The organism is Proteus vulgaris (assembly GCF_016647575.1).
GTDB lineage: Bacteria > Pseudomonadota > Gammaproteobacteria > Enterobacterales > Enterobacteriaceae > Proteus > Proteus mirabilis_B.
The window spans coordinates 2,000,379-2,026,018 of record NZ_CP032663.1; the positions used below are offsets into that span (position 1 = coordinate 2,000,379).

General features: G+C 36.3%; 21 protein-coding genes. 13 read left to right on the forward strand and 8 right to left on the reverse strand.

Going from position 1 to position 25,640, the window contains the following annotated elements:
* The first annotated feature begins 319 nt into the window (after nt 1–319).
* Nucleotides 320–2,068 (forward strand): ABC-F family ATP-binding cassette domain-containing protein, encoded by a 1,749-nt coding sequence (locus tag D7029_RS09355; RefSeq protein WP_194952517.1) that lies wholly within the window; start codon nt 320–322, stop codon nt 2,066–2,068.
* A gap of 58 nt (nt 2,069–2,126) precedes the next feature.
* Here the strand turns inward: D7029_RS09355 and yqfB are convergent, their stop codons facing one another.
* The 3 genes from yqfB to D7029_RS09370 all read right to left on the reverse strand — a co-directional run bounded on the left by yqfB (nt 2,127) and on the right by D7029_RS09370 (nt 4,043).
* A complete protein-coding gene (gene yqfB / locus D7029_RS09360; RefSeq protein WP_194952518.1) occupies nt 2,127–2,447 on the reverse strand; it encodes a N(4)-acetylcytidine aminohydrolase in 321 nt (106 codons plus the stop codon).
* A 61-nt stretch (nt 2,448–2,508) separates the two neighbouring features.
* Complete coding sequence (gene ada, locus D7029_RS09365; RefSeq protein ID WP_194952519.1) at nt 2,509–3,357, reverse strand: bifunctional DNA-binding transcriptional regulator/O6-methylguanine-DNA methyltransferase Ada; 849 nt, start codon at nt 3,355–3,357, stop codon at nt 2,509–2,511.
* A gap of 77 nt (nt 3,358–3,434) precedes the next feature.
* On the reverse strand, nt 3,435–4,043 hold the full coding sequence (locus tag D7029_RS09370; protein WP_194952520.1) for a DNA-3-methyladenine glycosylase family protein: 609 nt from the start codon (nt 4,041–4,043) through the stop codon (nt 3,435–3,437).
* Nucleotides 4,044–4,375: 332 nt separating this feature from the next.
* Here D7029_RS09370 and D7029_RS09375 point away from each other — a divergent pair, with 332 nt between their 5' ends.
* A complete protein-coding gene (locus tag D7029_RS09375) occupies nt 4,376–5,398 on the forward strand; it encodes a methyltransferase (RefSeq protein ID WP_228766761.1) in 1,023 nt (340 codons plus the stop codon).
* An 81-nt stretch (nt 5,399–5,479) separates the two neighbouring features.
* Here the strand turns inward: D7029_RS09375 and leuE are convergent, their stop codons facing one another.
* Nucleotides 5,480–6,127: a leucine efflux protein LeuE gene (leuE, locus tag D7029_RS09380; RefSeq protein WP_194952521.1), complete on the reverse strand. Its 648-nt coding sequence runs from the start codon at nt 6,125–6,127 to the stop codon at nt 5,480–5,482.
* 548 nt (nt 6,128–6,675) lie between these two features.
* On the opposite strand from leuE, the gene D7029_RS09385 reads away from it, so the two are divergent.
* Nucleotides 6,676–7,788: an NAD(P)/FAD-dependent oxidoreductase gene (locus tag D7029_RS09385; protein ID WP_194952522.1), complete on the forward strand. Its 1,113-nt coding sequence runs from the start codon at nt 6,676–6,678 to the stop codon at nt 7,786–7,788.
* Between the two features lie 9 nt (nt 7,789–7,797).
* Nucleotides 7,798–8,565: a GNAT family N-acetyltransferase gene (locus tag D7029_RS09390; RefSeq protein WP_194952523.1), complete on the forward strand. Its 768-nt coding sequence runs from the start codon at nt 7,798–7,800 to the stop codon at nt 8,563–8,565.
* A 52-nt stretch (nt 8,566–8,617) separates the two neighbouring features.
* Here the strand turns inward: D7029_RS09390 and D7029_RS09395 are convergent, their stop codons facing one another.
* Complete coding sequence (locus D7029_RS09395; protein WP_194952524.1) at nt 8,618–9,217, reverse strand: sugar O-acetyltransferase; 600 nt, start codon at nt 9,215–9,217, stop codon at nt 8,618–8,620.
* 81 nt (nt 9,218–9,298) lie between these two features.
* Nucleotides 9,299–10,057: a DJ-1/PfpI family protein gene (locus tag D7029_RS09400; protein ID WP_194952525.1), complete on the reverse strand. Its 759-nt coding sequence runs from the start codon at nt 10,055–10,057 to the stop codon at nt 9,299–9,301.
* An 85-nt stretch (nt 10,058–10,142) separates the two neighbouring features.
* Here D7029_RS09400 and D7029_RS09405 point away from each other — a divergent pair, with 85 nt between their 5' ends.
* Entirely contained in the window at nt 10,143–10,760 is a 618-nt protein-coding gene (locus D7029_RS09405) for a TetR/AcrR family transcriptional regulator (RefSeq protein ID WP_194952526.1), read from the forward strand.
* A 29-nt stretch (nt 10,761–10,789) separates the two neighbouring features.
* Here D7029_RS09405 and D7029_RS09410 read toward each other — a convergent pair whose 3' ends face one another.
* On the reverse strand, nt 10,790–11,515 hold the full coding sequence (locus D7029_RS09410; RefSeq protein WP_194952527.1) for a sulfite exporter TauE/SafE family protein: 726 nt from the start codon (nt 11,513–11,515) through the stop codon (nt 10,790–10,792).
* Between the two features lie 144 nt (nt 11,516–11,659).
* Here D7029_RS09410 and D7029_RS09415 point away from each other — a divergent pair, with 144 nt between their 5' ends.
* From D7029_RS09415 to glgP, 6 genes are all read left to right on the forward strand, one after another.
* Nucleotides 11,660–12,541, forward strand: coding sequence for a LysR substrate-binding domain-containing protein (locus D7029_RS09415; protein ID WP_228766762.1), 882 nt, complete (start codon nt 11,660–11,662; stop codon nt 12,539–12,541).
* Nucleotides 12,542–12,906: 365 nt separating this feature from the next.
* On the forward strand, nt 12,907–15,090 hold the full coding sequence (gene glgB, locus D7029_RS09420) for a 1,4-alpha-glucan branching protein GlgB (RefSeq protein ID WP_194952528.1): 2,184 nt from the start codon (nt 12,907–12,909) through the stop codon (nt 15,088–15,090).
* Nucleotide 15,091: 1 nt separating this feature from the next.
* Nucleotides 15,092–17,161: a glycogen debranching protein GlgX gene (gene glgX, locus D7029_RS09425; protein ID WP_194952529.1), complete on the forward strand. Its 2,070-nt coding sequence runs from the start codon at nt 15,092–15,094 to the stop codon at nt 17,159–17,161.
* Between the two features lie 21 nt (nt 17,162–17,182).
* A complete protein-coding gene (glgC, locus tag D7029_RS09430; RefSeq protein ID WP_194952530.1) occupies nt 17,183–18,532 on the forward strand; it encodes a glucose-1-phosphate adenylyltransferase in 1,350 nt (449 codons plus the stop codon).
* Entirely contained in the window at nt 18,529–19,962 is a 1,434-nt protein-coding gene (gene glgA / locus D7029_RS09435; protein ID WP_088495554.1) for a glycogen synthase GlgA, read from the forward strand. The genes glgC and glgA overlap by 4 nt, the downstream gene beginning before the upstream one ends.
* 45 nt (nt 19,963–20,007) lie before the next feature.
* The gene (glgP, locus tag D7029_RS09440) at nt 20,008–22,458 is read left to right on the forward strand and encodes a glycogen/starch/alpha-glucan family phosphorylase (protein WP_194952531.1); all 2,451 of its coding nucleotides are present in this window, start codon (nt 20,008–20,010) and stop codon (nt 22,456–22,458) included.
* 95 nt (nt 22,459–22,553) lie between these two features.
* Here the strand turns inward: glgP and D7029_RS09445 are convergent, their stop codons facing one another.
* Nucleotides 22,554–23,204 (reverse strand): helix-turn-helix transcriptional regulator, encoded by a 651-nt coding sequence (locus tag D7029_RS09445; protein WP_194952532.1) that lies wholly within the window; start codon nt 23,202–23,204, stop codon nt 22,554–22,556.
* Nucleotides 23,205–23,297: 93 nt separating this feature from the next.
* Here D7029_RS09445 and D7029_RS09450 point away from each other — a divergent pair, with 93 nt between their 5' ends.
* Complete coding sequence (locus D7029_RS09450; protein ID WP_194952533.1) at nt 23,298–24,713, forward strand: MFS transporter; 1,416 nt, start codon at nt 23,298–23,300, stop codon at nt 24,711–24,713.
* A gap of 139 nt (nt 24,714–24,852) precedes the next feature.
* Nucleotides 24,853–25,620, forward strand: coding sequence for a hypothetical protein (locus D7029_RS09455; RefSeq protein WP_194952534.1), 768 nt, complete (start codon nt 24,853–24,855; stop codon nt 25,618–25,620).
* Nucleotides 25,621–25,640 lie beyond the last annotated feature (20 nt).

Consider the following 25,640-nt stretch of genomic DNA (forward strand, 5'->3'; position numbering starts at 1 on the left):
TATCTTAAGCCCGCTTAAATAGCGGGCTTTCACACAAAATGACACCTTTTGTTTTTCTTACGGGATTGCATATCGGAAATCTATCTTGATAGAATTACATTACCGATTAACTTTTAAACTTAGATGAAGGAGGCTAATTATGTTTTTGTGTGATCTTATTGAATACTCACACTTCTTTGGTAATCGCCACAGCTCAGGCTCTCACAGTATTTTACTGCGTTAACCTGCCTGAGCGACGTTAACTATTACCTCTCCTCAGCTTACAGGGTTATCGCTTGATATTACCCAAGGCATTGTTATGCCTAAAAATGAGTAAGCTATGAGCACATTATTATCTACACAAAATCTATCTTTCCATAATAATCACGGTTTATTATTAAACGATATTTCTTTAGCACTGATTAAAGGTGAGAAGATTGGTTTAATTGGTTATAACGGTTGTGGGAAAAGTACATTATTAAAATTACTGTCACATCAGTTATCACCAAGTTCAGGTGCTATTTCTGTCGCTAATCAAACGGTTATGGCATATATAGAACAGCACTTACCTACTGAATTACAGTCAATGACTTTAATGGATGCTGTACTTCATAAATTACCTGAAGAATACAGATTATCTGAAGGTTGGCGAGCCGAGTTATTGCTAAGTGAAATGGGATTTAAACTTCACGAAAAAGATCTACTTGTTTCGCAATTAAGTGGTGGTCAACACACTCGTTTATTATTAGCGAGAGCGTTAATTATTGAACCTGATTTATTATTACTTGATGAACCAAGTAACCACCTCGATTTGCCTACTATTTTATGGTTGGAAACATTTTTAAAACAGTGGCGAGGTAGCTTCATTCTGGTTTCACATGATAATACGTTATTAGACAACGTGACGAATTGTACATGGATCATTCGTGATAAATCGCTATCTATCTTTCGGTTACCCTGCTCTCAAGCTCGAGTCGCACAAGAAGAGCAAGATATCAGTGCACAACATCGTCATGATGCGCAACAAAAAGAGATAGATAGAATAGCCCAAAGTGCGAAACAACTCGCAATATGGGGGCATGTTTATGATAACGAAAGTTTATCTCGTAAAGCCAAACAGATGGAAAAACATATTGTTCGTTTAAAAGATGAACAAACTGAAGTGACGGCTGGAAATCAATGGGTATTGCAGTTTTCTGGCACAACATTACGAGCTGATAGACTCTGTGAATTAAATCAACTCGCTGTTATTCCTGCTGAAAATGCGCCTATTTTATACACTGTTGAAAATCAGCGTATAAAAAGTGGTGATCGAGTAGCAATAATTGGTGCTAATGGTACAGGCAAATCATCATTATTAAAGATGATTTGGTCACTAAGTTTAGCTGAAATAAGTGAACAAAATGCAATAAAGCTACACCCTCGAGTTGAATTGGGTTATTACGATCAAAAAATTGCGCAATTAGTTGATAATGATAGCCTTTCTGATGCGTTAAAACCTTTTGCACCATTAACGGATGAACAGAGAAAAATGGCACTTATTAGTGCTGGCTTTGTTTATACGCGTCATGGGCAGAAAGTGAGTACTTTAAGCGGTGGTGAACGAGCGCGTTTATTATTCGTTGGTTTGAGTTTAGCAAACTATTCTTTATTAATGTTGGATGAACCTACAAACCATATTGATATGGAAGGTAAAAAGGCATTAGCTGAGCAGATTAGCCAATTTCCTGGAGGTGTTTTATTAGTTAGCCATGATAGGGAGTTGATTGAAAATAGCTGTAATCGTTTTTGGTATATTCATAACGGTGTTTTAACAGAACATCATGATATTGAAGCCATTTACCAGCTTATTTCAGAAGAAGAAATGTCAGAAGCTTTGCTAATGGATAAACTTAATCAGTTGCAGGATATCCCATCAGCTCCATTGATTTCACATCATGATGATGATGAAAAACTCTTCAAGTTAATTGAGCTAGAAGAGAAATTAGAAGCTGATTTAGCGCGTAAAACTAATCATCAAAAACCTGCTTTGCAGGCTCAATGGAAGTTAGAGATTAACCAGCTAAAGCAATCACTTAAGTTAATTTAAGATAGACAAGATTTTGTTTAAGTAAAAGGATCACAATGTGATCCTTTTTTAGTTATTCTTATTTTACCAACTGATATTCAATCAGATATAAAGACTGGGTTGTCGGATAAATCTCTTTGATCAGTGCTTTCAGAACGGGAAGTGTCATACCTTCTTGTTGTGCATGATACTCATTGATATCGTCATAACGTAAAGGCGATACCGCTATAATTTTCAATTTTCCATAATGAGTACGATGTTCATTAGCAAATAATTCAACAATGCTTCCCGGTTTGTAATCACTTTCACTTTCATCACGGATAGTAATCACTTTTTTTTCTTCAAGAATGGAAGGAATTAAACGTTCAAAAAAAGTAATTTCTGTTGGTATTGCTGACATAATATTGACTCATAAATTTATTGATAACTTGCTGATTATCTTATCATGCAATAACTATATTTTATTCTTTTTTGTCCGTTGGTGAGTTATTTAATGCCTCTGTCTGAAGCAACCTAGACTTACGTTCAATCCCCCAACGATAACCTGATAATTCACCATTTTGTCTAATAACACGATGGCATGGAATAGCAACTGCAAGCTTATTAGCTGCACAGGCATTAGCGACTGCGCGATATGCCTTGGGTGCTCCAATTTTATCGGCAATCTCTTGGTAAGTCATTGTACTTCCAAAAGGAATATCTAATAATGCCTGCCAAACTTTTTGTTGAAATACAGTACCTTGGATATCAAGAGGTAAAGATAAAGGTTGTTTAGGTAATTCAATAAAACCGATAACTTGTGCTATGACTTGCTCAAATTCCTCATTTGCGCCAATTAATTCCGCCAGAGGAAATTGTTTTTGCAAATCTTCTAATAATAGCTCGGCATCATCCCCTAACATAATGGCGCAAATCCCCTTTTCACTTTGCGCCACAAGAATACTTCCCAAGGAGCACTGAGCAATAGCAAAAAAGATAGCAATATTCTTACCACCTGTACGCCAATTTGTTGGTGTCATTCCTAATATTGCTGTTGCATTCTCATAGAAACGGCTATTAGCATTGAAGCCTGATTGATAAATCGCATCTGTAATACTGCCATCTTGAACTAACGCTTTTTTTATTAATTTTTGGCGATAAGCATTAGCATAATCTTTTGGCGTGATCCCCATCGTTGATTTAAATAAGCGATGAAAATGATACGGGCTTGCCATAACATGCTCTGCAATACAGGTAAGCGACACGTCACCGTTATTTTTTTCAATAAAACGGCAGGCTTGCTCAATAAGTTGATTATGTTTATTTTCCATTATGGTAGTCCTTTAAATGCGGGATTATGGCTATTATCGGCAGACATAATGAACAAAGAACTCCGTTTATTGCTCAATTATTCTGGCTCTTTAGATAATGCCCATAAATAAAGCGATGCCGTAGAACCATAGGGTGAATAGCGTTTTCGGTAAAGTTCAAAGCGTACTTTATCTAATGTTTTATGACGATAAAGACGCATGATCCCGCGTTGAATAGCCAAATCTCCCCAACTTAAAATATCTGGTCGATTAAGTGAGGAAATTAATAACATTTCGGCAGTCCAAATCCCAATACCTTTTAGTTGAATTAAAGTATCGATAACCTCTTTATCTGTCATATCAGGGATTTGATTTAAATTTAATTTTTCTGAAATAACGGCGTCAGCAATACCGATAATATAACCGGCTTTTCGCATTGTCATGCCACACTGTTGTATCTCTTGTTCTGATAATTTTGCGATGTGTTCTGGCGTGTAAACACCTTCACATAATTTGAGCAACCGCTGATTAACGGTTACGGCGGCAGTAACCGAAATTTGTTGTTCAATAATGTTTTTAACTAATGCTGTAAATAGGTCAGGCGTTAATGGACGTTTGATTTCTCCCATTCTTTCAATGAGTTCAGCTAAGCGCTTATCGCGTTTTTTTAATGTGTTTATCTCTGTTTCGCCATACTGAAAGTGCATAAGTTAACTTAATTTAAATAGAATATTTATCTTAGTATAACGTGAAAATAAGCGTACTACGCACTCCATTTCTTGCTTTTTTTCTGAACTTTCTGCCTTTTATCTCAGGTAACAAAAGCAATATCCGACAAAAAACGTAATTAATTTCTTTTTTTAGAAGAAATTAATAAATTACAAATATCATTACATTTAAAAACTATATTTTTATATTTAATATAAAAAGTTATAAGAATATAAAAATACTAAATTGAAATTACCACCTATACTTTATTTGATTTTTTGAATTTTTACTTAGGTCAATTCTTAGTTATTCTGTAATTACAGGATTTAATATGAAAAATTATACACTTAATTTACAAAACAAAGCTGATGCGCTGGCAGTAATGAAGAAAGCAATGAGCTTTACTATTCCTGCCGCATTAAGAGTTGCAGTCAAATTAAATATCGCGGATTTATTAAAAAATGGCTCTAAAAATATTGATGAATTAGCAGAAAAAACAAATTCATCACCATCTGCATTAAATAGAATATTAAGAATGCTAGCCTCTGAGAAAATATTTTATGAATTAGAAAATCAAAGTTATTCACTTACTCCAATGGGTGCTTTTTTATTAAGTGATCATGAATATAGCTTACGTGATGCCATTTTAATGCTGACAAATGAGACACTGTGGGGTCCTGTCGGTGATATCTCTGAATCTGTGCGAGGAAATCCTGCCTTTGAAAATCTTTATGGCATAAGTTTTTATCAATACTGGCAAGATAATGTAAGAAAAGATCATGATTTTCAATCAGGTATGAGCTCGCTTTCAAAGATAGAAAATTATTTCATTATTAAGCATTATGAATTTCCTGAAAATGTAACTATCACAGATATTGCTGGCGGATTAGGTGGATTGTTATTAAATGTATTAAAAGAAAACCCGACGTTGAAAGGACAATTATTTGATAGACCCCATGTGCTGGAAAGAACGTTGTTAACTGAATTAAATGATGATAACCGTTGGAGTTTGATATCAGGAGATTTATTTGGAGAGTACCCCGAATCTGATATTTATTTGATTAAATATATTATCCATGATTGGGATGATGAAAGTGTTATTAAAATTTTTAAAAATTTCCGCAAAGCAATGAAGCCCAACTCAAAAATACTTATTATTGAACCGGTTATTTTTAAAAAGAATGTACCTGATATGGCGAAATATATGGATCTTCTCTGTATGTGTGCTTTTCCTGAATCAGGTGAGCGTACAGAGGCAGAATTTATTGCTTTACTCGATAAAGCGGATTTAAAAATTAATAAAGTGATTAAAACAGAAACCTATAATTCAATATTAGAAATCGTTATTAAATAATCTATGGGGATAGAGATAGTCATTTATTTATCGCAAAAAAAAGCCACTTTTTAAAGTGGCTTTTTAGTTTATAGGTAAAGATTATGCAGTTAATGCCAGTTTAGCACCAAACAGTAAGAACACTGCACCAATACAACTATTTGATAATGAAGCTAACCGTTTGTTATGTTTTACTTTATTAGTAATAGCAACACCGCCAAAAATAAGAATTGATAAATAAAGCATACTGCATGTTTCTAAAATCGCACCCAATACAAAAAATGGAACACCTGCATTTTCATATTTAGGATCGATAAACTGAATGAAAAAAGAAACATAAAAAATGATCATTTTTGGGTTAAGCATACTCAAAAATAACGCCTTAACATAAAGACCATCTTTTGCTTTTATTGTTACTTCAGAGACTTGCTCTGGAGTCTCTTTTTTCTTTTGGAACGTTGTATATAACGTTTTCAGCCCTAAATAGGTTAAGTAAAGAGCACCGGCATATTTAATGACAATAAAGAAGACGGGTGAAGTCTTGACTAATGAAGCAACCCCCAAAAATGCCAAAAAGATTAATAATGCATCACCCGTAAAAACACCAAGAGCGGCTTTATACCCCCCTTTTACGCCATGCTTCGCACTGGAAGTAAGGACGAAAATCGAGTTTGGACCTGGTACTAAAGTAATAAAAATAACGCCTAAAAGGTATGTCCAAATATTTGAAATACCGATACTTTCTAACATACGACGCCTTTTTTAAAAAAATAACATGCTGAATATGTGAGCTATCATATCCACAATAATTCTTTTGTAAAACAATAATCTTTATACTTAATAAAGATAAGTTAATTACTCTGCTTTTTAGTGACAAAGGCAGCCTATAAGTCTTTTTTTGTGTTTGATTTTAGATTAAAAAACCAGTTTGAATGTGCGTTATAGTATGATGCTGAAATTAAAAATTATACAGATTTAACATCTACTAAAAATCATTGTTTGCGGAATTATAAACTGCATTATGGTTTAAATTTAGATGCAATAGCCTATTGTTTGTTTTGTGTTATGGTTCATTATTCTTTTTGTGATCTTGAGCGATATGTTACTTTTAAAATTAAAACAGTCTCATTTATTAATTTCATGAAAAATAAGTGTTTTTATGCGTATTTAGTAAGTTAATTAGCACGAAAAGCGAGAGGATAAAAAAGATTATATTTACTAAAACCATTATTCTATATTGTTTTTTATTTTTAGCATAAGAAGCACCCTTACTCCTGATTACAGTTTAAGAGAATAAAATGGATTTAAATACCTCATCGTTACCTCAAAAATCGCAACAGAAAATTATTATTGTTGGTGCTGGTATTGTTGGTGTCATGCAAGCTTGGTATCTTGCGAAAATGAGTAACATGCAGATTATCTTATTAGATAAAGCAAATGCTGGGCTCGGAGCAACAAGTACCTCGTTTGCTTGGCTAAATGTCTCTTACGGTCGTCCTGATGCTTATCAGCAATTACGGGCTAAGGCTATTCATTGTTGGCGAGAGTTGGATAAAAAGACACAAGGAGAACTGAATATTGATTGGTCTGGTGCTATAAGTTGGATGTCATCTGATAAAGAAACTGCTCAATTTATTCAATCACATCATCAAGCGGGTTTTAATGTTCAAGCATTAAATAAAGAACAATTACTTCATAAAGTACCTAAATTATCTCAAGCACCTGAATTAGCTGCATTTGCGAGTGATGAAGGTGCTGTCGATCCTCTTCTCGTCATTAAAGTGTTATTACAACAAGCTCAAGAGATGGGTGTGAAATACTACGCTAATACCGAAGTTATTCGCTTATTAGAAGATGGAGATCGCATTATCGGCGTAGAAACAACGAAAGCTAAAATGCATGCTGACCATGTTATTTTAACAGCGGGTGTTGGTGCTTTAGCGTTGTTATCTAAAAAAGGTATTGATTTACCGTTATATTCATCGCCAAGTATTTTACTCAAATTAATGACGGATGCAGAACGCCCTTTTTTACCTTGCATTATCTCCACACCAGAGATGGAGTTACGCCACTTTGCTCAAAATGAGATTATTGCAGCTGAAGATTACATTGATAATAGTGATGAACATCACCCTGAGCGTATTGCATGCCATGCACAAGCGACTTTTTATGATAATTTTACACAAACAGGTAAACTAACAATAAAACAGGTCGCTGTTGGTGAAAGACCTATGCCTAAAGATGAAATGCCAATTATTGGAGAAATATCTCCTTATCAGGGATTATATCTTGTTACTATGCACGCTGCCGTGACGTTGTCACCTTTATTATGTGAATTAGTTGCACTAGAACTTATTTACAAAAAAGCGGAACCTCTATTAACGCCTTACCGCGTATCACGATTCAGCTAGAGAACCATTATGGATGCACAACTGTATAAAGAATTTAAAATAGTAGAAAAAGCCTTTTGGTCAGAAATTTGTGAAAATAATATTCGTATTGGTGATCATACTCACTGCTTTATGACACCAATGGATGCTGCCATTTTTAACTTTATTTATTTACGCCAAGGCGCAACAGAAAGCTCATTCCAGCAAGCCAGTACCCTTTTTACATCGCAGAAAAAAGATCATATTTTGGTATTACCAGAATCATTACTACCTGAATTTGAAGTGATAATAAAAAATGCAGGTTATACTGGTGATGGTATGACAACCGCAATGTATTTAACATTATCAGAAGCGGTATTCCCTTCTTATAAAAATAATCCTTGCGATATTATTTTAACCAATCACAACCTTGAACAGTGGGCTCATCCATTAAAAACGGCATTCCCAGTGGGAGATGATAGTGATGATACGATTGTTAATGAGTATATTCGTTATCACCAGAAAGCGTTAGATAATGGCGCTGCTATCTTCCATTACGCGTTATTAGTTGATGGTCAGCCGGTTTCTTCATTAACGTTAACAATACATGATAAATTAGCGCGTTTTGATGATATTGGGACAGATATTGCCTATCAAGGTAATGGCTATGCGACACATTTAATTAAGCATGTTTTAGAGTTTTGCCGTGAACAAGGCGTTGAACGTTGCTTCTTAGATGCATCAGCAGATGGTTTAGCGCTATACCGTAAATTTGGTTTTAAATCGCTCTTTAACTATCTCAGCTTTATTAAAGAATAAAAGCAGCTATATGAATAGGCTCAATCATGTTTGTTGAGCCTATTTTTTTATATTAATAAAGGCTAAGCCTTTTCTCAGCATCTTGTTTATCTTTATCGCTAATTTGTCTTAACACACGACAAGGATTGCCAACAGCAACGCAATTAGCCGGAATAGATTTTGTTACTACACTTCCCGCACCGATAACGCAATTATCACCAATAGTTACACCAGGTAAAACAATACATCCTGCGCCTAACCATACTGAATTACCGATAGTAATAGGTAATGCATATTCAAGTTCACTACTGCGTATTTCAGGATCAATCGGATGAGTTGCAGTTAAAATGCTGACATTAGGCGCACACATCACATTGTGTCCAATTTTTACAGATGCACAATCTAATATCGTTAAATTAAAATTAGCGTAAAACGCTTCGCCAATTTCAATTAACTGGCCATAGTCACAATGAAATGGTGGCTCAATAGTGAAATTATTGCCTGTTTTCCCTAAAAGCTGTTTTAAATATGCCTTTCTTTTTTCAATCTCAGAAGGTCGCGTCATATTAAAATCATAAATAATTTCACGCGCTTTTACTCTAAGTGGCTCTAAACTATCATCTTTACTGGCATGATAAAGATTGCCTGATACCATTTTTTCATATTCTGTCATTGTAATACTCCGAAATTGAAATAAAACAGCTTAGGTAAACATCAATATTTATTTCCTTATTCTATCGTTTATTAACTTAAATTAACGGTGCTTTTTGAGTCCATTAAGTGCGGCTTGATGAAATTGAGCATTTAAATTAGCGGTTAAGCTTTGTGAAATAGCGGTCATTTCAGGCCCCGCTAAAGTAGGTGAACCTGTACCAAAAGGAGGACGGGGATCATATTCAATTGCTAATTCAACTAATTGAGCAAAAGGTGTGCCTAACAGTTGTTCTAATACTAATAATGAAGCGTCGAATGAACCAGTTGCGGGTCCTGAGGTATAAATATTGCCATCAATAACAACTTCACTTCCCTCTACTGCTATCGCTCCCATATCCGGTAACATCGGAACAACATTAGAATTACTGGTCGCTTTCTTACCTTTTAATAGTCCAGCCGCACCCAAAACTAAAGAGCCATAACATGTACCAATGACATAACGCGCTTTATTACCCATTTTGGCGAAGAACGCCAATGTCTGTTCATCTTCAACAATCTCTGGTGGCACCATTCCAACCACTAATACGTCTAGATCTTCTGGGCACTCATCAAAAGTCATGGTTGGCATTGTTGGCCAGCCAATATAGCCTTCCACTAACTCTTTCTTTTTCCATATAAAATAGATTTCTGCACTAGCAATGGTAAATACTGATTGAGCACCATTAATATCCATAGGCATAAAACCGGGGCAAACAAAGATACCGACTTTAAGAGGTTTGGATTGTTGCTTACGCCCTTCCTCAACAAGCTTAATGATTGAAGGCATATTCTTTCCATACAGCATTTCATTATGACTCATTTTATTTTCCTATTTTGTACTGATTAGTAAAATAATGACATTTGTTTTATACTGAGTAAATACATTTCTTACTAAATGGTACAAAATGCAAAAGAAAGGTCGCCCTCGCCGTTATGATAGTGATGCTGCACTTGAAAAAATAATGGCATTATTTTGGCGTAAAGGATTTACAGCAACATCTATGGATGACTTAGTCATTGAAACGCAAATGAATAAGCCTAGCCTGTATGCTGCATTTGGTAATAAAGCGGCATTGTATGAAAAAGCGATTGAGCGCTTTAATCATATTGCTTCCACGCGTTATCGTCATGAACTTGAGAAACAATCTGATCAAGATAGAGTGACAGAAAGAGTAAAGCGTTATCTGATTTCAGCTATCCATTTTTATACTGATAGCGAAGGATTAACCGGCTGTATGGTGCTTTCAACGGCGGTGACTGAAGTTGAAGATCCAGCGATAAGAACGATGTTAAATCAAGTCATTAACGCACAAACTCAGCAAGTTGAAGATGCCTTACAAGCAGCATTAGAGACAGGTGAATTAAAAGAAGGAACGGATGTTCACACCATTGCATTGGGTGTAGTTGCCCTTTTACATTCAATTTCTTTGAGAGCAAGAGCAGGAGCCTCCGTTAATGAGTTGCTGCCATTTGTTGATATTTCACAAACTTTATTAATACCTTATTTATCAGATAATAATTAGAGTAAAGGCTGTTAATACAGCCATTTTTATTAAGAGTAAATGCCATTAAAAAGCAGTGAGCCACCAGCAAAAATCAGCATAGCATCTAACAGCCATTGAAAAAGTTTTGGTGTCAGTTTTAATACCAGTTTTTTACCAAGGTAATTTCCTACAGTTAAACCACAGCCCACTAACACCCCACTAATTAAGATAAAGCTATTAACCGCACCCAGTTGGCTAAACGTTAAGGCTTTTGTGAGATAAATAACAAATGACGCGGCAGCTTCCGTTGCAAGTAATGGGCCTAATGTCAGACCATATGCAGAAAATATAGGAATAGTTAATGGCCCTGTGGAAAATACAACACCCGTTGAATAGCCGATAACCGCACCAGCAATAATAACTTGGTAAGTTTTCATTTTGATTTGATGTTTGCGTAATAAGTGGATCACAGGGATCATCAATATAAAAAACATTCCCATACCAATATTTAGCCATTTCTCTGGCATTATCCATAGTGTATTAGCGCCAAGAACAACGGCAGGAATACCGGGTAACAGATAATAAAATAGTGGTTTAAAGCGAATACTGTGTCGCCATAAATAAATACGCGATAAATTACCCATCACAGAAGCTAACGCCATAATGGGTACTGCTTCCTTAGCACCAAAAACATAGGTCAACGCAGGGATTAATAAAATAGAAGAGCCAGTCCCTACAACGCCACTGATCACTCCAGAAAATACTGCCAGTAAAATAACCGCGATAAAACTCATTATCATCCTTTAAGTTCAATAAGTTAAAGACGCTGTATCATACCTGCCTTCTTTATTTTTACCTGTGATAAAATGTCACGGTATTGTGAGTTTTAATCAGAAAGCCCGTTTTATTTATGATGCGTAAACTATAGCGAGAAAATTATGATGAGAAATCTTCCTCCATTGCCTTCATTACGTGCTTTCTTAGTCGCTTGTCATAGCCAAAGTTATACCGAAGCCGCACAAACATTATGTGTCACTCATGGTGCGATTAGTCGTCATATCCAAGTTATAGAAAAATGGTTTGGCGTCACTTTATTTAATAAACAAGGTTTATGTCGAGTTCCCACCCCCTACGCATTGACGCTGGCGCAAGAATTAAGTGAAGTTTTTGATAAATTAAATGATATTGGTTTTCGCTATGGTAATGGTGGAAGAAACGATATTTTAAATATCAGTGTTCCTACAACACTTTGTTTAAAATGGCTTATTCCGCGAATGGAGGATTTTTATCTTCAATATCCTAATGCAAATATCCAAATTGCGTCTGCAAATAGCGAGCGATTTCATTTGATTAGCCATGATGATCTGATTATTCGCCCTCAACCTCAGCAACAAGAGTATTCATCTGTTGTTTTTTTAGAGGATAAGCATTGTTTAATTGCTTCTGAAAAATTCTTAAAACGTTACAGTGTCACTAAATTTGAAGATGTTTTTGACTGCCCTGTTATCGATACGCTTACTCGTCCCGGGCATTGGCAACAATGGTTAAACGCGACTCATCTCAATACGCAGTTGTCATTCTCGCGTCACTATCGCTTTGATCATTTTCATATTTCGCTGCAAGCTATTATTGAAGGATTAGGTCTTGGCATTGGTCCTGTTTCGATTTTATCGAATGAAATAAATAACGGTGCTTTAAAAGTGTTATTTCCAAATATCCAAATTGCACCGATAAGTTATTACGCTTTAACGCCATTAGGTGTACAAAAAACCAAAACACATCTCGATTTTGAACAATGGCTTACCCAGCAAAAAAGTTAATTTTACTAATGAAATAAGCGATTGTTTTTCATAAAAATAGCGATTCCAATCTTATTAATTACACTTTTTAAAACTAGTTGCTAGCTGTTTAATTAAAAATATCTAATGATAATCTTCTTTTTATGAATAGGTAAAAACGCTAATCGTGCTGTTTTTATAATTCGCGATCTTCCTCTATTCAATCTATTTAATTCATTTAAATTCAATTCATTAAATTTAATAAATAAGTATATTAACCTATGTAAATTATTTTGATTTTAAATAATCTGTTATAAACACTTATTGTTTAACTTAAATTAACGTTCTATGCTGATATTTATATATAAAATTTATTAATTTATTTGCTGGCAACGAAGGACGATAAGATGTCTGTAGCTGTGACAAAAAAAGCAATAGAAAAACTAATTAATGGGTATGAGTCTGATCCTTTTGCACTTCTTGGTATGCATGAAACATCGGCAGGTTTAGAGGTTCGTGCTTTTTTACCAGATGCAGTTGCAGTCAGTGTCATCGATAGAAAAAACGGTCGAAATGTAGCAACACTAGAGCGTAAGCATCCTAGTGGTTTTTTCTGTGGCGTTATCCCTCGACGTAAACGTCGTTTTAGTTACTGTTTAGATGTAACGTGGGAAAATGCACAAGGTGTCGTTGATGATCCCTATCAATTTGGCATTTTATTGCAAGAAATGGATATTTGGTTTTTAGCTCAAGGTCATCACTCGCGCCCTTACCAATGTTTAGGCGCGCACCCTGCAAAACTGGGTGATATTGATGGTATTACTTTTGCTGTATGGGCACCTAACGCAAAAAGTGTAAGTGTTGTAGGCGATTTCTCATTCTGGGATGAAAGACGTTTTCCAATGCGATTACGTCGTGAAAGTGGAATATGGGAGCTTTTCCTTCCACAGGCTCATCTTGGTGATTGCTATAAATATTCTATTCTTGATGCGAATGGTGAACATCGATTAAAAGCTGATCCTTATGCTTTTGAAACACAAATACGTCCTGAAACTGCATCAATTATCAATACATTACCACCAATCAAACCGATGCCACTATCGCGTCAGCAAGCGAATCAACGCAATGCTCCTATGTCTATTTATGAAGTTCATCTAGGTTCATGGCGTAGACATACTGATGATCAAAGCTGGTTAAGTTATCGCGAATTAGCTGAACAGTTAATTCCATACGTTAAAGAGATGGGTTTTACTCATATTGAGTTGCTCCCTATTAATGAACATCCTTTTGATGGTTCATGGGGATATCAACCGTTAGGGTTATATTCACCAACTCGTCGCTTTGGCTCTCCTATGGACTTCCGTGACTTTATTGAAGCGGCACATCAAGCTGAAATTAAAGTCATTTTAGATTGGGTTCCCGGTCATTTCCCTGAAGATGATTACGGTTTACGTAATTTTGATGGCACATCACTCTATGAATATGCAGATAGACGTGAAGGCTTTCATCCTGATTGGAATACCTTGATTTATAACTATGGGCGTAATGAAGTACTGAATTACCTTTCCGGTAATTTATTGTATTGGCATGAACATTTTGCGCTTGATGGTTTCCGTTTCGATGCTGTTGCCTCAATGCTTTATCGTGATTACAGCCGAAAAGAAGGCGAATGGATCCCAAATAAACATGGTGGACGTGAAAATCTAGAAGCCATTGATTTTATTCGTCACACTAACAAATTATTGGGTACAACTTGTCCCGGTACAATCACAATTGCAGAAGAATCTACTGATTTTCCGGGTGTTACCTTACCGCCTGATGATGGTGGTTTAGGTTTTAATTACAAATGGAATATGGGGTGGATGCATGACACGTTAGCTTATATGCAACGTGATCCTATCTATCGTAAATATCATCATAATCAAATGACCTTTGGCATGCTCTATGCCTATAACGAAAACTTTGTTTTGCCTCTTTCTCATGATGAATTTGTGCATGGTAAAGGTTCGTTGATCGGTCGCATGGTAGGTGATGATTGGCAAAAATTTGCCAATTTACGTGCATATCTTGGCTTTATGTGGGCTTATCCCGGCAAAAAACTGCTATTTATGGGATGTGAATTTGCACAGTGGCGTGAATGGAACCATGACAGTAGCTTAGATTGGCACCTTCTTGAAGAGCCTAATAGTCCACACCAAGGTGTTCAACACTTTGTACGAGATTTGAATCTTTCCTATCGAGCTAATGCTCCGCTTTATGAATGTGATTTTGAACGCGAAGGCTTTGAGTGGCTTACCGTTGATGATCACGATAACTCCGTCTTTGCTTTTTGCCGTAAAGATGCACAAGGCAATGAAATTATTGTTATCAGTAATTTCACGCCTGTTGTTCATCACAATTACGTTGTCGGTGTCAATAAAGCCGGTGCTTATCAGGAAATTCTCAACAGTGATTCTGAATTTTATAACGGCAGTAATGTAGGAAACTTAGGTGAAATAGAGACAACCGCAAGTGCATTTAATGGTAAGCCTCACTCCTTGTCATTGTCATTACCCCCACTTGCGACGCTGTATTTAAGATTGAAGGATTAATATGTCTTTAGATTATGGTCGCCCTTTTCCTATGGGCAGTCATTATGATGGCTATGGAGTAAATTTTACACTCTTTAGTGAAAATGCCACTAAAGTCATTCTTTGCCTGTTTGATAAAGCAGGCAAAGAGATCCGTTACCCATTACCGGGTAAAACTGGCTCAATTTGGCATGGGTATTTGCCCGGTGCAGGGCCCGGTTTACATTATGGTTATCGTGTAGAAGGTGAATGGATCCCAGAACAAGGATTGTTCTATCAACCTCAGCAACTATTATTAGATCCTTATGCAAAACAGGTGACGGGTATTGTTGATAATACATTACCTTACACCTCCCCTGTTTTTAATGCATTAGAGCATGATGATAGTGCGATTACACCTAAAGCAGTTATCACCGATGATAGCGGCTGTTTTTGCCATTATTATAAAGAAAAAGGCACTTATCAGCGTTTAAATACACCGTGGTCAGAAACCATTATTTACGAAGGACATGTAAAAGGACTGACAAAACTGCATCTTGAAATACCCGAAAAATTGCGGGGCACTTATGCAGCATTAGGGCACCCTGCTTTTATTTCACATCTGAAAAAATTAGGCATTACGGCATTAGAGTTATTGCCTGTTCAATATCATTTAACAGAGCCACATCTTCATAAAATCGGTTTAAAAAACTATTGGGGTTATAACGTATTAGCGCCTTTCGCTTTATCGACTCAATATTATTCTAATTCAGGTCGCAATATTATTGATGAATTTCGAGAAGCAGTAAGAAGCCTACATAAAGCCAATATTGAAGTGATTTTAGATGTGGTGTTTAACCATACTGCGGAACTAAGTGATCAATTCGAAGGTTATATTGTTTCGCAACGTGGTATTGATAACCAAAGCTATTATTGGCTAAACGACGAAAATAAAGCTCAAAATTGGACGGGTTGTGGTAATACACTCAATTTAAGTCGCCCTGAAACGGTGCAGTGGGTTATGGATTGCCTGCGTTATTGGGTGACAGAATTCCATGTCGATGGCTTTCGTTTTGATTTAGCGACAAGTCTTGGTCGAGTTCCCTATTTTGATACTCAATCACCACTATTGACGGCTATACGACAAGATCCGCTACTGTCACGCATTAAACTTATCGCAGAGCCTTGGGATTTAGGCTCTGATGGTTATCAAGTCGGTAATTTCCCTGTTCCATTTACAGAATGGAATGATGGTTATCGCGATGTTATTCGTCGTTTTTGGTTATGGCGTGATGTCTCTATTGCGACATTTGCAGACAATATTACAGGCTCTGCAAAGCTATACCACAAAAATGGCAGACCTCCCTATTCTAGCGTCAATATGATAACTAGCCACGACGGCTTTACACTGCGGGATTTAGTGAGTTATCAGAATAAACATAACGAGGAGAATGGAGAATCAAACCTAGATGGACATAACACCAATTACAGTGTGAATTTTGGTGAAGAAGGTTTGATAGTTAACGAAAAAATAAGTCAATACAGATTGCTTGCAACAAGGAACATGCTGGCAACGCTACTGCTTTCTAGAGGAACACCTCATTTACTCGCCGGTGATGAAGTGGGTAATACGCAATATGGTAATAACAACGCTTATTGTCAGGATAATAAAGTCAGTTGGATCAAATGGTTTCAACAGCCTTACAACTTAACTGATTACATTCGCCACCTTATTGAATTACGTCACCAAATTACACCTTTAAGTTCGCTTAAATGGTGGGAAGAAGATAGCCAAAATGTCATTTGGTTAAATCAGAATGCTCAACCTATGAGTAATGAAGATTGGCAACAACTTCCACCTTCACCATTACAACTTCTTTTAGCGCAACAATGGATCTTAATGTTTAACCCATTAAGAAACAGCGCTGTTTTTTCTTTACCTGAAGGGTCTTGGTCTTGCTTGCTTGATACGGCTAGCTGGCCTGATTGTCACCCAACACAATCTGAGCATTGTGAAATACAACCTAACAGTATCACCCTTTGGCGAAATAGCGTTTTTTATACTCAGTCTTCTACTGAAAAATTACCCATTATTTCCTCCCAAGTTAAGTAATTTGATTGGAGTGCTATAACTATGATGACAACAGAACAAGGCCAAAAATTAATGTTGGCACAACAACTTCCTAAAGAGGCAATTGCACTCGTTTTAGCGGGAGGTCGTGGTACACGCTTAAAAGCATTGACTTCAAAACGTGCAAAACCGGCGGTTTTCTTTGGTGGGAAATTTCGAATTATCGACTTTACGCTATCAAACTGTCTTAACTCAGGGATCCGCCGTATTGGTGTAATTACCCAATATCAATCGCACTCTTTAGTTCAACATATTCAGCGTGGTTGGTCATTCTTCAACGAAGATATGAATGAGTTTGTTGATTTATTACCTGCTCAGCAACGCCGTAATACCGAACATTGGTATATGGGGACAGCTGATGCTATCTATCAAAACCTCGATATTCTTCGTAGCTACAAAGCAAAATATGTCGTTATTTTAGCTGGCGACCATATTTATAAAATGAACTATGCCCGTTTATTACTTGATCACGTTGAAAATAAATCAAAATTCACCGTAGCTTGTATTCGTGTTCCTAAAGAAGATGCATTCCAATTCGGTATTATGGATATCGATGAAAATCGTCGAGTGCTCAACTTCTTAGAAAAACCATCAAACCCACCTTGTATTCCTGATGATCCTGATCATTCATTAGCAAGTATGGGTATTTATGTGGTTGATAGAGATTATCTCTTTGATTTATTAGAAGAAGATAGCCGTGACCCAAATTCACACCATGACTTTGGTCAAGATATCATTCCTAAAATTACTGAACGTGGTGATGTTCTTGCTCACCCATTTGAACTCTCTTGTGTCAGTTCAGATCCTTCAGTACCACCATACTGGCGTGATGTAGGAACCATTGAAGCATATTGGTCTGCTAACCTCGACTTAGCCTCTGTAACACCAGAGCTTGATATGTATGCAAAAGACTGGCCAATACGCACCTTTATGACACCGTTACCGCCAGCTAAATTTGTCCAAGATAATCATGGTGAACATGGGCAGATGATGAACTCGTTAATTGCTGACGGTTGTATTATCAATGGATCAACGCTCTATTCATCTATTTTATTCCCATTAGTTCGCGTTGAATCTTTCTGTCATATCGAAGATTCCGTGATTTTACCTGATGTGACAGTGAGCCATCATTGCTACTTAAAACGCTGCATTATTGAGCGTAGTTGTACTATTCCAGAAGGTACTGTTATTGGGATGAATGCAGAAGAAGATGCTGCACGTTTCCACCGTACTGAAGAAGGTATCGTGCTGGTAACAAGAGAAATGCTTGAGCAACTCGCACGTAATGAAAAAGAAAATCCGACTAAAACAAATGCAGAACAAAAACCTCAAAATGAGGAGGCTTTTTCGTGAATGTCCTTCACTGTTGTTCTGAATTATTCCCTCTGCTAAAAACAGGGGGATTAGCTGATGTTATGGGCTCTTTGCCTTTAGCTCAGAAAAAGATAGGTTTAGATGCGCGGGTTGTTATACCCGCGTTTCCTGCTATCAAAGATAATATTCCTGATCTCAAATTAGTAACTAATATCGATACCTTTGCCGGTAATGTTTCTCTGCTTTATGGACAATACCAAGGTGTTGATATTTATCTTATTGATGCACCTCATCTTTATCAACGTACTGGTAGCCCTTATCACGATCAACATCAGCATCCTTATGGTGATAATGTTTTTCGTTTTGCCTTATTAGGTTGGGTAGCAAGCGAATTATCAGCGGGGTTAGATCCTTTATGGCGAGCTGATGTTGTTCACGCCCATGATTGGCACGCAGGGCTTGCTTGTGCTTATTTAGCAGTTAAACATTATTCAGCAAAATCTGTTTTTACTGTTCATAATCTGGCTTATAAAGGTGAGTTCTCACCTTATCATCTGCATCAACTTGAATTACCTGATTACAGTTTTTCAATTAATGGACTGGAATATTACGGACAAATTTCATTCCTAAAAGCAGGTCTTTTTTATGCTAACCACATTACGACAGTCAGCCCAACTTATGCCAAAGAGATAACCACTCAAGAGTTTGGTTACGGTTTAGAGGGATTATTACGTCAACGTGCTTATGAACAGCGATTAAGTGGCATTTTAAATGGCGTTGATGAGGCAGTTTGGGACCCTGCAACAGATAGCTTAATTACACGTCGTTATGATGTTAAAAACCTGAATAAACGTTTAGAAAATAAAACCGCATTACAGAAAAAATGTGGTTTACCTGTCAACAATACTGCTCCTCTTTTTGCAGCTGTCAGTCGTTTAACTTCGCAAAAAGGGCTCGATTTAGTCATTGAAACGCTTCCTGATATCGTTGAACAAGGTGGCCAGTTTGTTTTATTAGGTACTGGCGATAGTCACCTTGAAGCGGCATTTTTACACGCACAACAACAATATCCGCAAAATGTAGCAGTTCATATTGGTTATGACGAAAGTTTTTCACACCAAGTTGTCGCAGGTGCTGATGTGATTATGGTGCCTAGTCGTTTTGAACCTTGTGGATTAACTCAGTTATATGGCTTGAAATATGGCGCTCTACCTTTAGTGAGACACACAGGCGGATTAGCCGATACGGTTAATGATTGTTCATTAGAAAATTTAGCACATCACCAAGCTACGGGTTTTGTTTTCTATGAAGCGACACCAGACTCTTTGCGTCAGGCTATTAATCGTGCCTTTACCTTATGGAGTATGCCTAAACAGTGGCAACAAGCTCAAACTGATGGCATGAATCAAACTATTTTTAGTTGGGAAACCGCTGCAAAAACGTATGCGACACTGTATCAACATTTATAGACATGAGGTCTATTTGAGCCAGTGAATAACAAAAAGAGATTTATAATGAAAAATTTATGTGAATTTGATTATTTATCACCTGATAAGGATATTGAATCATTAAAGCGTTCTATTGTTTATAAACTAATGTTTATCGTTGGTACGTCGCCAAAATATGCAACACCAACAGATTGGTTAAATGCAACCTCTTACGCCATTAGAGACCGTTTAGTTGAACGCTGGTTAAAATCAACCAAAGCGGAGCTTTCACCGAAAGTAAAACAGGTTTATTACATTTCGATGGAATTTCTTATGGGGCGTTTTTTAACCAATGCCATGCTCTCTTTAGGTGTTTATCACGAAGTTAAAGAGGCATTAAAAGAGTTAGGTCTTGATCTTGAAAAACAAATCGAACTTGAGCCCGATCCTGGTTTAGGTAATGGTGGTTTAGGCCGTTTGGCTGCTTGCTTCCTTGATTCTTGTGCCACATTAGGTTATCCCGTTACAGGTTATGGTATCCGTTATGAATACGGAATGTTCCGCCAACAAATTCAAAATGGCGAACAACATGAAGTTGCGGATAACTGGCTTGAAAAAGGTAATCCTTGGGAATTTCCTCGTCATGATTTGCAATTTGAAGTAGATTTTGGCGGGCGTTTACAGCAAGAAGGCGAGAAAAATTATTGGGTTGATACCTTCAATGTGATGGCACAACCTTATGATTCTATTGTTCCGGGTTATAACACACAAGCGACAGATACCATTCGTTTATGGTCAGCTAAATCAAATGTGGCGTTTAACTTAGGTAAATTTAATAAAGGTGAATACCTAGAGGCAACAGAAGCAAAAGATCGCTCTGAAAATATCTCTCGTATTCTCTACCCTGATGATTCAACAACATCAGGTAAAATGTTGCGTTTACAACAAGAATATTTCTTAGTAAGTGCTTCTGTTCAAGATATTTTGCAACGCCATTATCATCTGCATCAACGCTTTGATAATCTAAAAGATTTTATTGCAATTCATCTTAATGATACTCACCCTGTTCTTGCCATTCCTGAGTTAATGCGTCAGCTAATTGATAATCATGGATTTAGCTGGGATGAAGCATGGGAACAAACCATTCATATATTCTCATACACCAACCATACATTAATGGGTGAAGCATTAGAGACTTGGCCTGTTGATATGCTTGGTCGTTCACTTCCTCGCCATTTACAAATCATCTTCCAAATCAATGATAAATTCTTGAAACAAGTTAGAGCCCAGTTCCCTAACGATAACGACTTATTACGTCGTGTTTCTATTATTGATGAAGAGAATGGCCGTAATGTTCGTATGGCATGGTTAGCGGTTATTATTAGTCATCAAGTTAATGGTGTTTCTGAACTTCATAGCCAATTAATGGTGCAATCTTTATTTGCTGATTTTGCGATGATCTATCCTAAGAAATTCTGCAATATCACCAATGGGATCACACCACGCCGTTGGTTGGCATTAGCAAACCCTTCTCTCTCTAATGCAATTGATAGCCATATTGGTACAAATTGGCGAACCAATTTAGAGCAATTAGGTGAATTAATGCCATTGGTGAAAGATAAAAATTTCTTGCACCAATTAAAAGATTCAAAACGTATCAATAAACAAAATCTTGCGCAGATCATTAAGGAAGATTTAAATATTGATATTAATCCTGATGCGCTGTTTGATGTACAAATCAAGCGTATTCATGAATATAAACGCCAACTTCTCAATGTGTTAGGCATTATCACTCGTTATAATCGCATTTTAGAAAATCCAGAGAAAAACTGGGTGCCTCGCGTATTTATTTTTGGAGGTAAAGCTGCATCAGCTTATTATAATGCGAAAAAAATTATCAATCTTATCAACGATATTGCCTGTAAGATTAATAATGACGAGCGTATTAAAGATAAACTAAAAGTGATCTTTATTCCTAACTACGGCGTAAGTTTAGCGCAACACATTATCCCCGCAGCAGATTTATCTGAGCAAATATCATTAGCAGGAACAGAAGCTTCTGGTACAGGGAATATGAAATTTGCCCTAAATGGCGCATTAACTATCGGTACACTTGACGGTGCTAATATTGAAATTGGTGAGCATGTTGGTTTTGATAATATGTTTATCTTTGGTCACAATGCGCAAGAAGTGGCAGAGTTAAGACAGCGTTATTCCCCTCGTCGTTATTATGATGAAGATATCGAATTACACACTGCGCTTAACCAAATCGCTAATGGCTTCTTTAATCCAACTTGCCCTGATAAATACAAATCAATTTTCGATAGCTTAATTGAGTTTGGCGATCATTATCAGGTATTAGCCGATTATCGTAGCTATGTTGATACGCAAGATAGTGTTGATGTGCTTTATCAAGATGAAGAGGCTTGGTTGAAAAAATCTGCGTTAAATATTTGCCAAATGGGCTATTTCTCTGCGGATCGTGCAGTAACAGAATATATGCAAAGAATTTGGAAAGCTTCTGCGATTACATTGTAAAAACTAAGCTAAATTTCTAAGGACAGAACAGTAACCGCGCTTTATTGCGCGGTTTTTGCTTTTATTGTTTAAGGCTTAATTGTGGCTTAATAAAATTAGATTTTAATACGGTAGGCACAACGTCTTGCGCCTTCTAAAATATATTCAACACGTTGTAGTTCTACCCCTAGTGTTTCAGAAAATAGCTCTTTCTCTGTATTACAAAAACCTTGGCACACTTTAGCTGCTGCACAAATTGGGCAATGATCTTCAATAAAAAGATATTCGTTATCTTTTACTTGCTCCCAGTGTGCCATATAGCCCTCTTGACTACGCAGTGTGGCTAAAATATCTAAACGTTCTGTGAGTTCATCCGCGTCTTTTATTGCTTGTGTGTAGCGCAGATAACTTTGTTTCTTTCGTGCTAAAATGATTTTTTCGATAGCACTTTCACCCAATTCTTCACGAATAGTTAGTAAAATCTGAGCGGTTAATTCAGCATGGGTATCAGGAAATTGTTTCTGCCCTAATTCGGTTAAATGCCAATATTGAATAGGTCTTCCAACACCTTTTGGCTCGGTAATCGCTTCAACAAATCCTGCATTAGCAAGTTTTACAAATTGTTGTCTTGCGGCTTCACTACTTGTACCAAGACGTTGCCCAATTTCATTTGCTTGCATAGGTCCATGTTTTTTAATTAAAAATAGAATTTTATCGCCAACAGTACGTTGCGCAGGATAATTATATTCCAAGTTTTTTCTTGACATATTAAGCGTCTCAGTATTTATTTATCCAAGTTTTATCTTGGTAATTTAACGAAGCTATGTCGTAATAGCAATAAAAGAAGGATATTTTTTCTAATGCACCCAAATAATAATAGCCAATGGCGTGATCTCTTTTCAGGGCGGAATGGTGCAATCTCCTTTGCCCTCTCTTTTGGTGTCGTGATCCACGCGATTAATATTTTAATGGCAACCACTATTTTGCCTTCTGTTGTAACAGATATTGGTGGAATGGGATTATATGCATGGAATACTACGCTATTTGTAGCTGCTTCAATTATTGGCTCAGTATTGTCTGCTCGCTTACTTAATTTATTAGGTGCTAAAGGCGCATATTTAGCTGGTACGGTATTATTTTTTATTGGCAGTTTGTTATGTGCAATAGCACCTAAAATGGAAGTCATGCTAATTGGTCGATTTGTTCAAGGCCTTGGCGGTGGGCTTTTATTTGCCCTTTCTTACGCCATGGTGAATATCGTTTACGATCAAGCATTATGGCCAAGAGCAATGGCATTAATTTCAGGTATGTGGGGTGTTGCTACACTAATTGGCCCTGCTATTGGTGGTATTTTTGCTCAATTAGATGCTTGGCGTTATGCCTTTGGTATTATGTTACCTATCATGTTTTTTTATGGTATTTATCTGTGGTTTATCTTACCAAAGAATGACAGTGACGCTCCAAAATCAACATCACAAAGCTTGCCTTATCTTCAGCTAATCATTTTAACAGCCGCAGTTTTGCTTATTTCATCAGGTAGCCTTTCTTCCTCACTTACCATTAATTTACTGAGTATCGTGGTGGTATTTGGTTTAATTGGTGTGCTTATTTTTTGTGAGAAACGCCTTACTGTTCGGTTACTACCCACTAATACGTTTAAAGGTCTCTCTTTACATGCACTTTTGTATTTAACTATTTCTTTATTAGCTATTGGCATGACTTGTGAGATCTTTGTTCCTTATTATCTACAAAGCTTACATATGCAAACACCTTTAGCTTCAGGTTATATGAGTGCATTAATGGCATTAGGCTGGACAGTTGCTGAAGTGATTAGCGCAAGTTGGCAAGGTGCTAAAATGCGTTTTAGTATTTTAAGTGGCCCTATTATTGTTTTTATCGGTTTACTTGTGTTGGCTTTTGTTATTCCAAACCCACTACTGCAATCAGAAAACGCGGTTAGTCTTTTTATTATTTTATTTGCTTTGTTCTTAGTGGGTTATGGCATTGGTTTTGGTTGGCCTCACCTATTAACACGTATATTACAAGCAGCTTCGACGCAAGATAAAGATATTGCAGGCGCTTCAATTACAACCGTACAACTGTTTGCAACCGCTCTAGGCTCTGCATTTGCAGGTATGATAGTCAATTTAAATGGCTTTAATAGTGGTACTCCTGAAGGACTCTCTTCTTCTGCATCTGCTCTATTCTTATTTTTAGCATTAGCGCCCTTAATAGCCATTTATACAGCGTGGAAAATAACGCGTTGCTCTTATTAAACCTTATTTTTAATGTCATATAAGAAACAAAAGAGGTGATATATTTTCACCTCTTTTTTATTAAATTCATCGGTTTTATTTATGAAAGAACTTATTTTTTATTCTGTCAAAATTCCTTTTAATGACAAAAGGAATTTTTATGAAAAATATTTCAGCAAAATTTGTAATTGTAAATAACAAACAGAATAAAGTTAATGATAAAGAACCATTAAATACTTATGGGATTTTTTTAAATAATATCAAGAATATTAAAAATACCTATTTAGACATCTCCATAGCTAATTGTGATAAAAAGAAAGAGATTACCGTCGATATTGCAAAAATCAGTAAAGAGTTAATATCAAAAATACGAGATTTTTATACACCAGAAGAAATATCTTCTTATAGGGTTGATATAAAAAATCAAGTAAAATCAATGGAATTACTAAATAAAGCTTATAAGAAGGTAGATAGCGATATTTTAGGTTGGTGGAGAAATGAAAAGAAAATTCTCCCTTCTTCAATAATTCATCGGGCAATTGATAATTTATACCACGATAACAAAATTATTGTGAATAAGGAGGCGAAACAAATTTTATTTTTTTTAATCTCTAACCAATTTAAGTTGGATTTAGATAAAAATGCAGCTCAAAGTACAATGATCCAGCATTTACAAAATATCCCTGAAGTCGTAAAAGCAATAGATGATTTGGGAATTTCTGATAATTCATATTTAAAATACGAGATTTATTGTTTATTGGCTGGAAATATCTACAATTTTTTATCCGGTAATGAAAATAAAGTTGATTTTTCTAAAATAAAAGAAGCGATTAAAGAAATAGCACAAAGAAAATTTGCTACTTCCAAAAATGAATTAACTCATCCTCCGTTTTATTCGGGATATACTCTGGCATTTTGTGAAAAGTAAACTATTGATCTAAAGTTAGA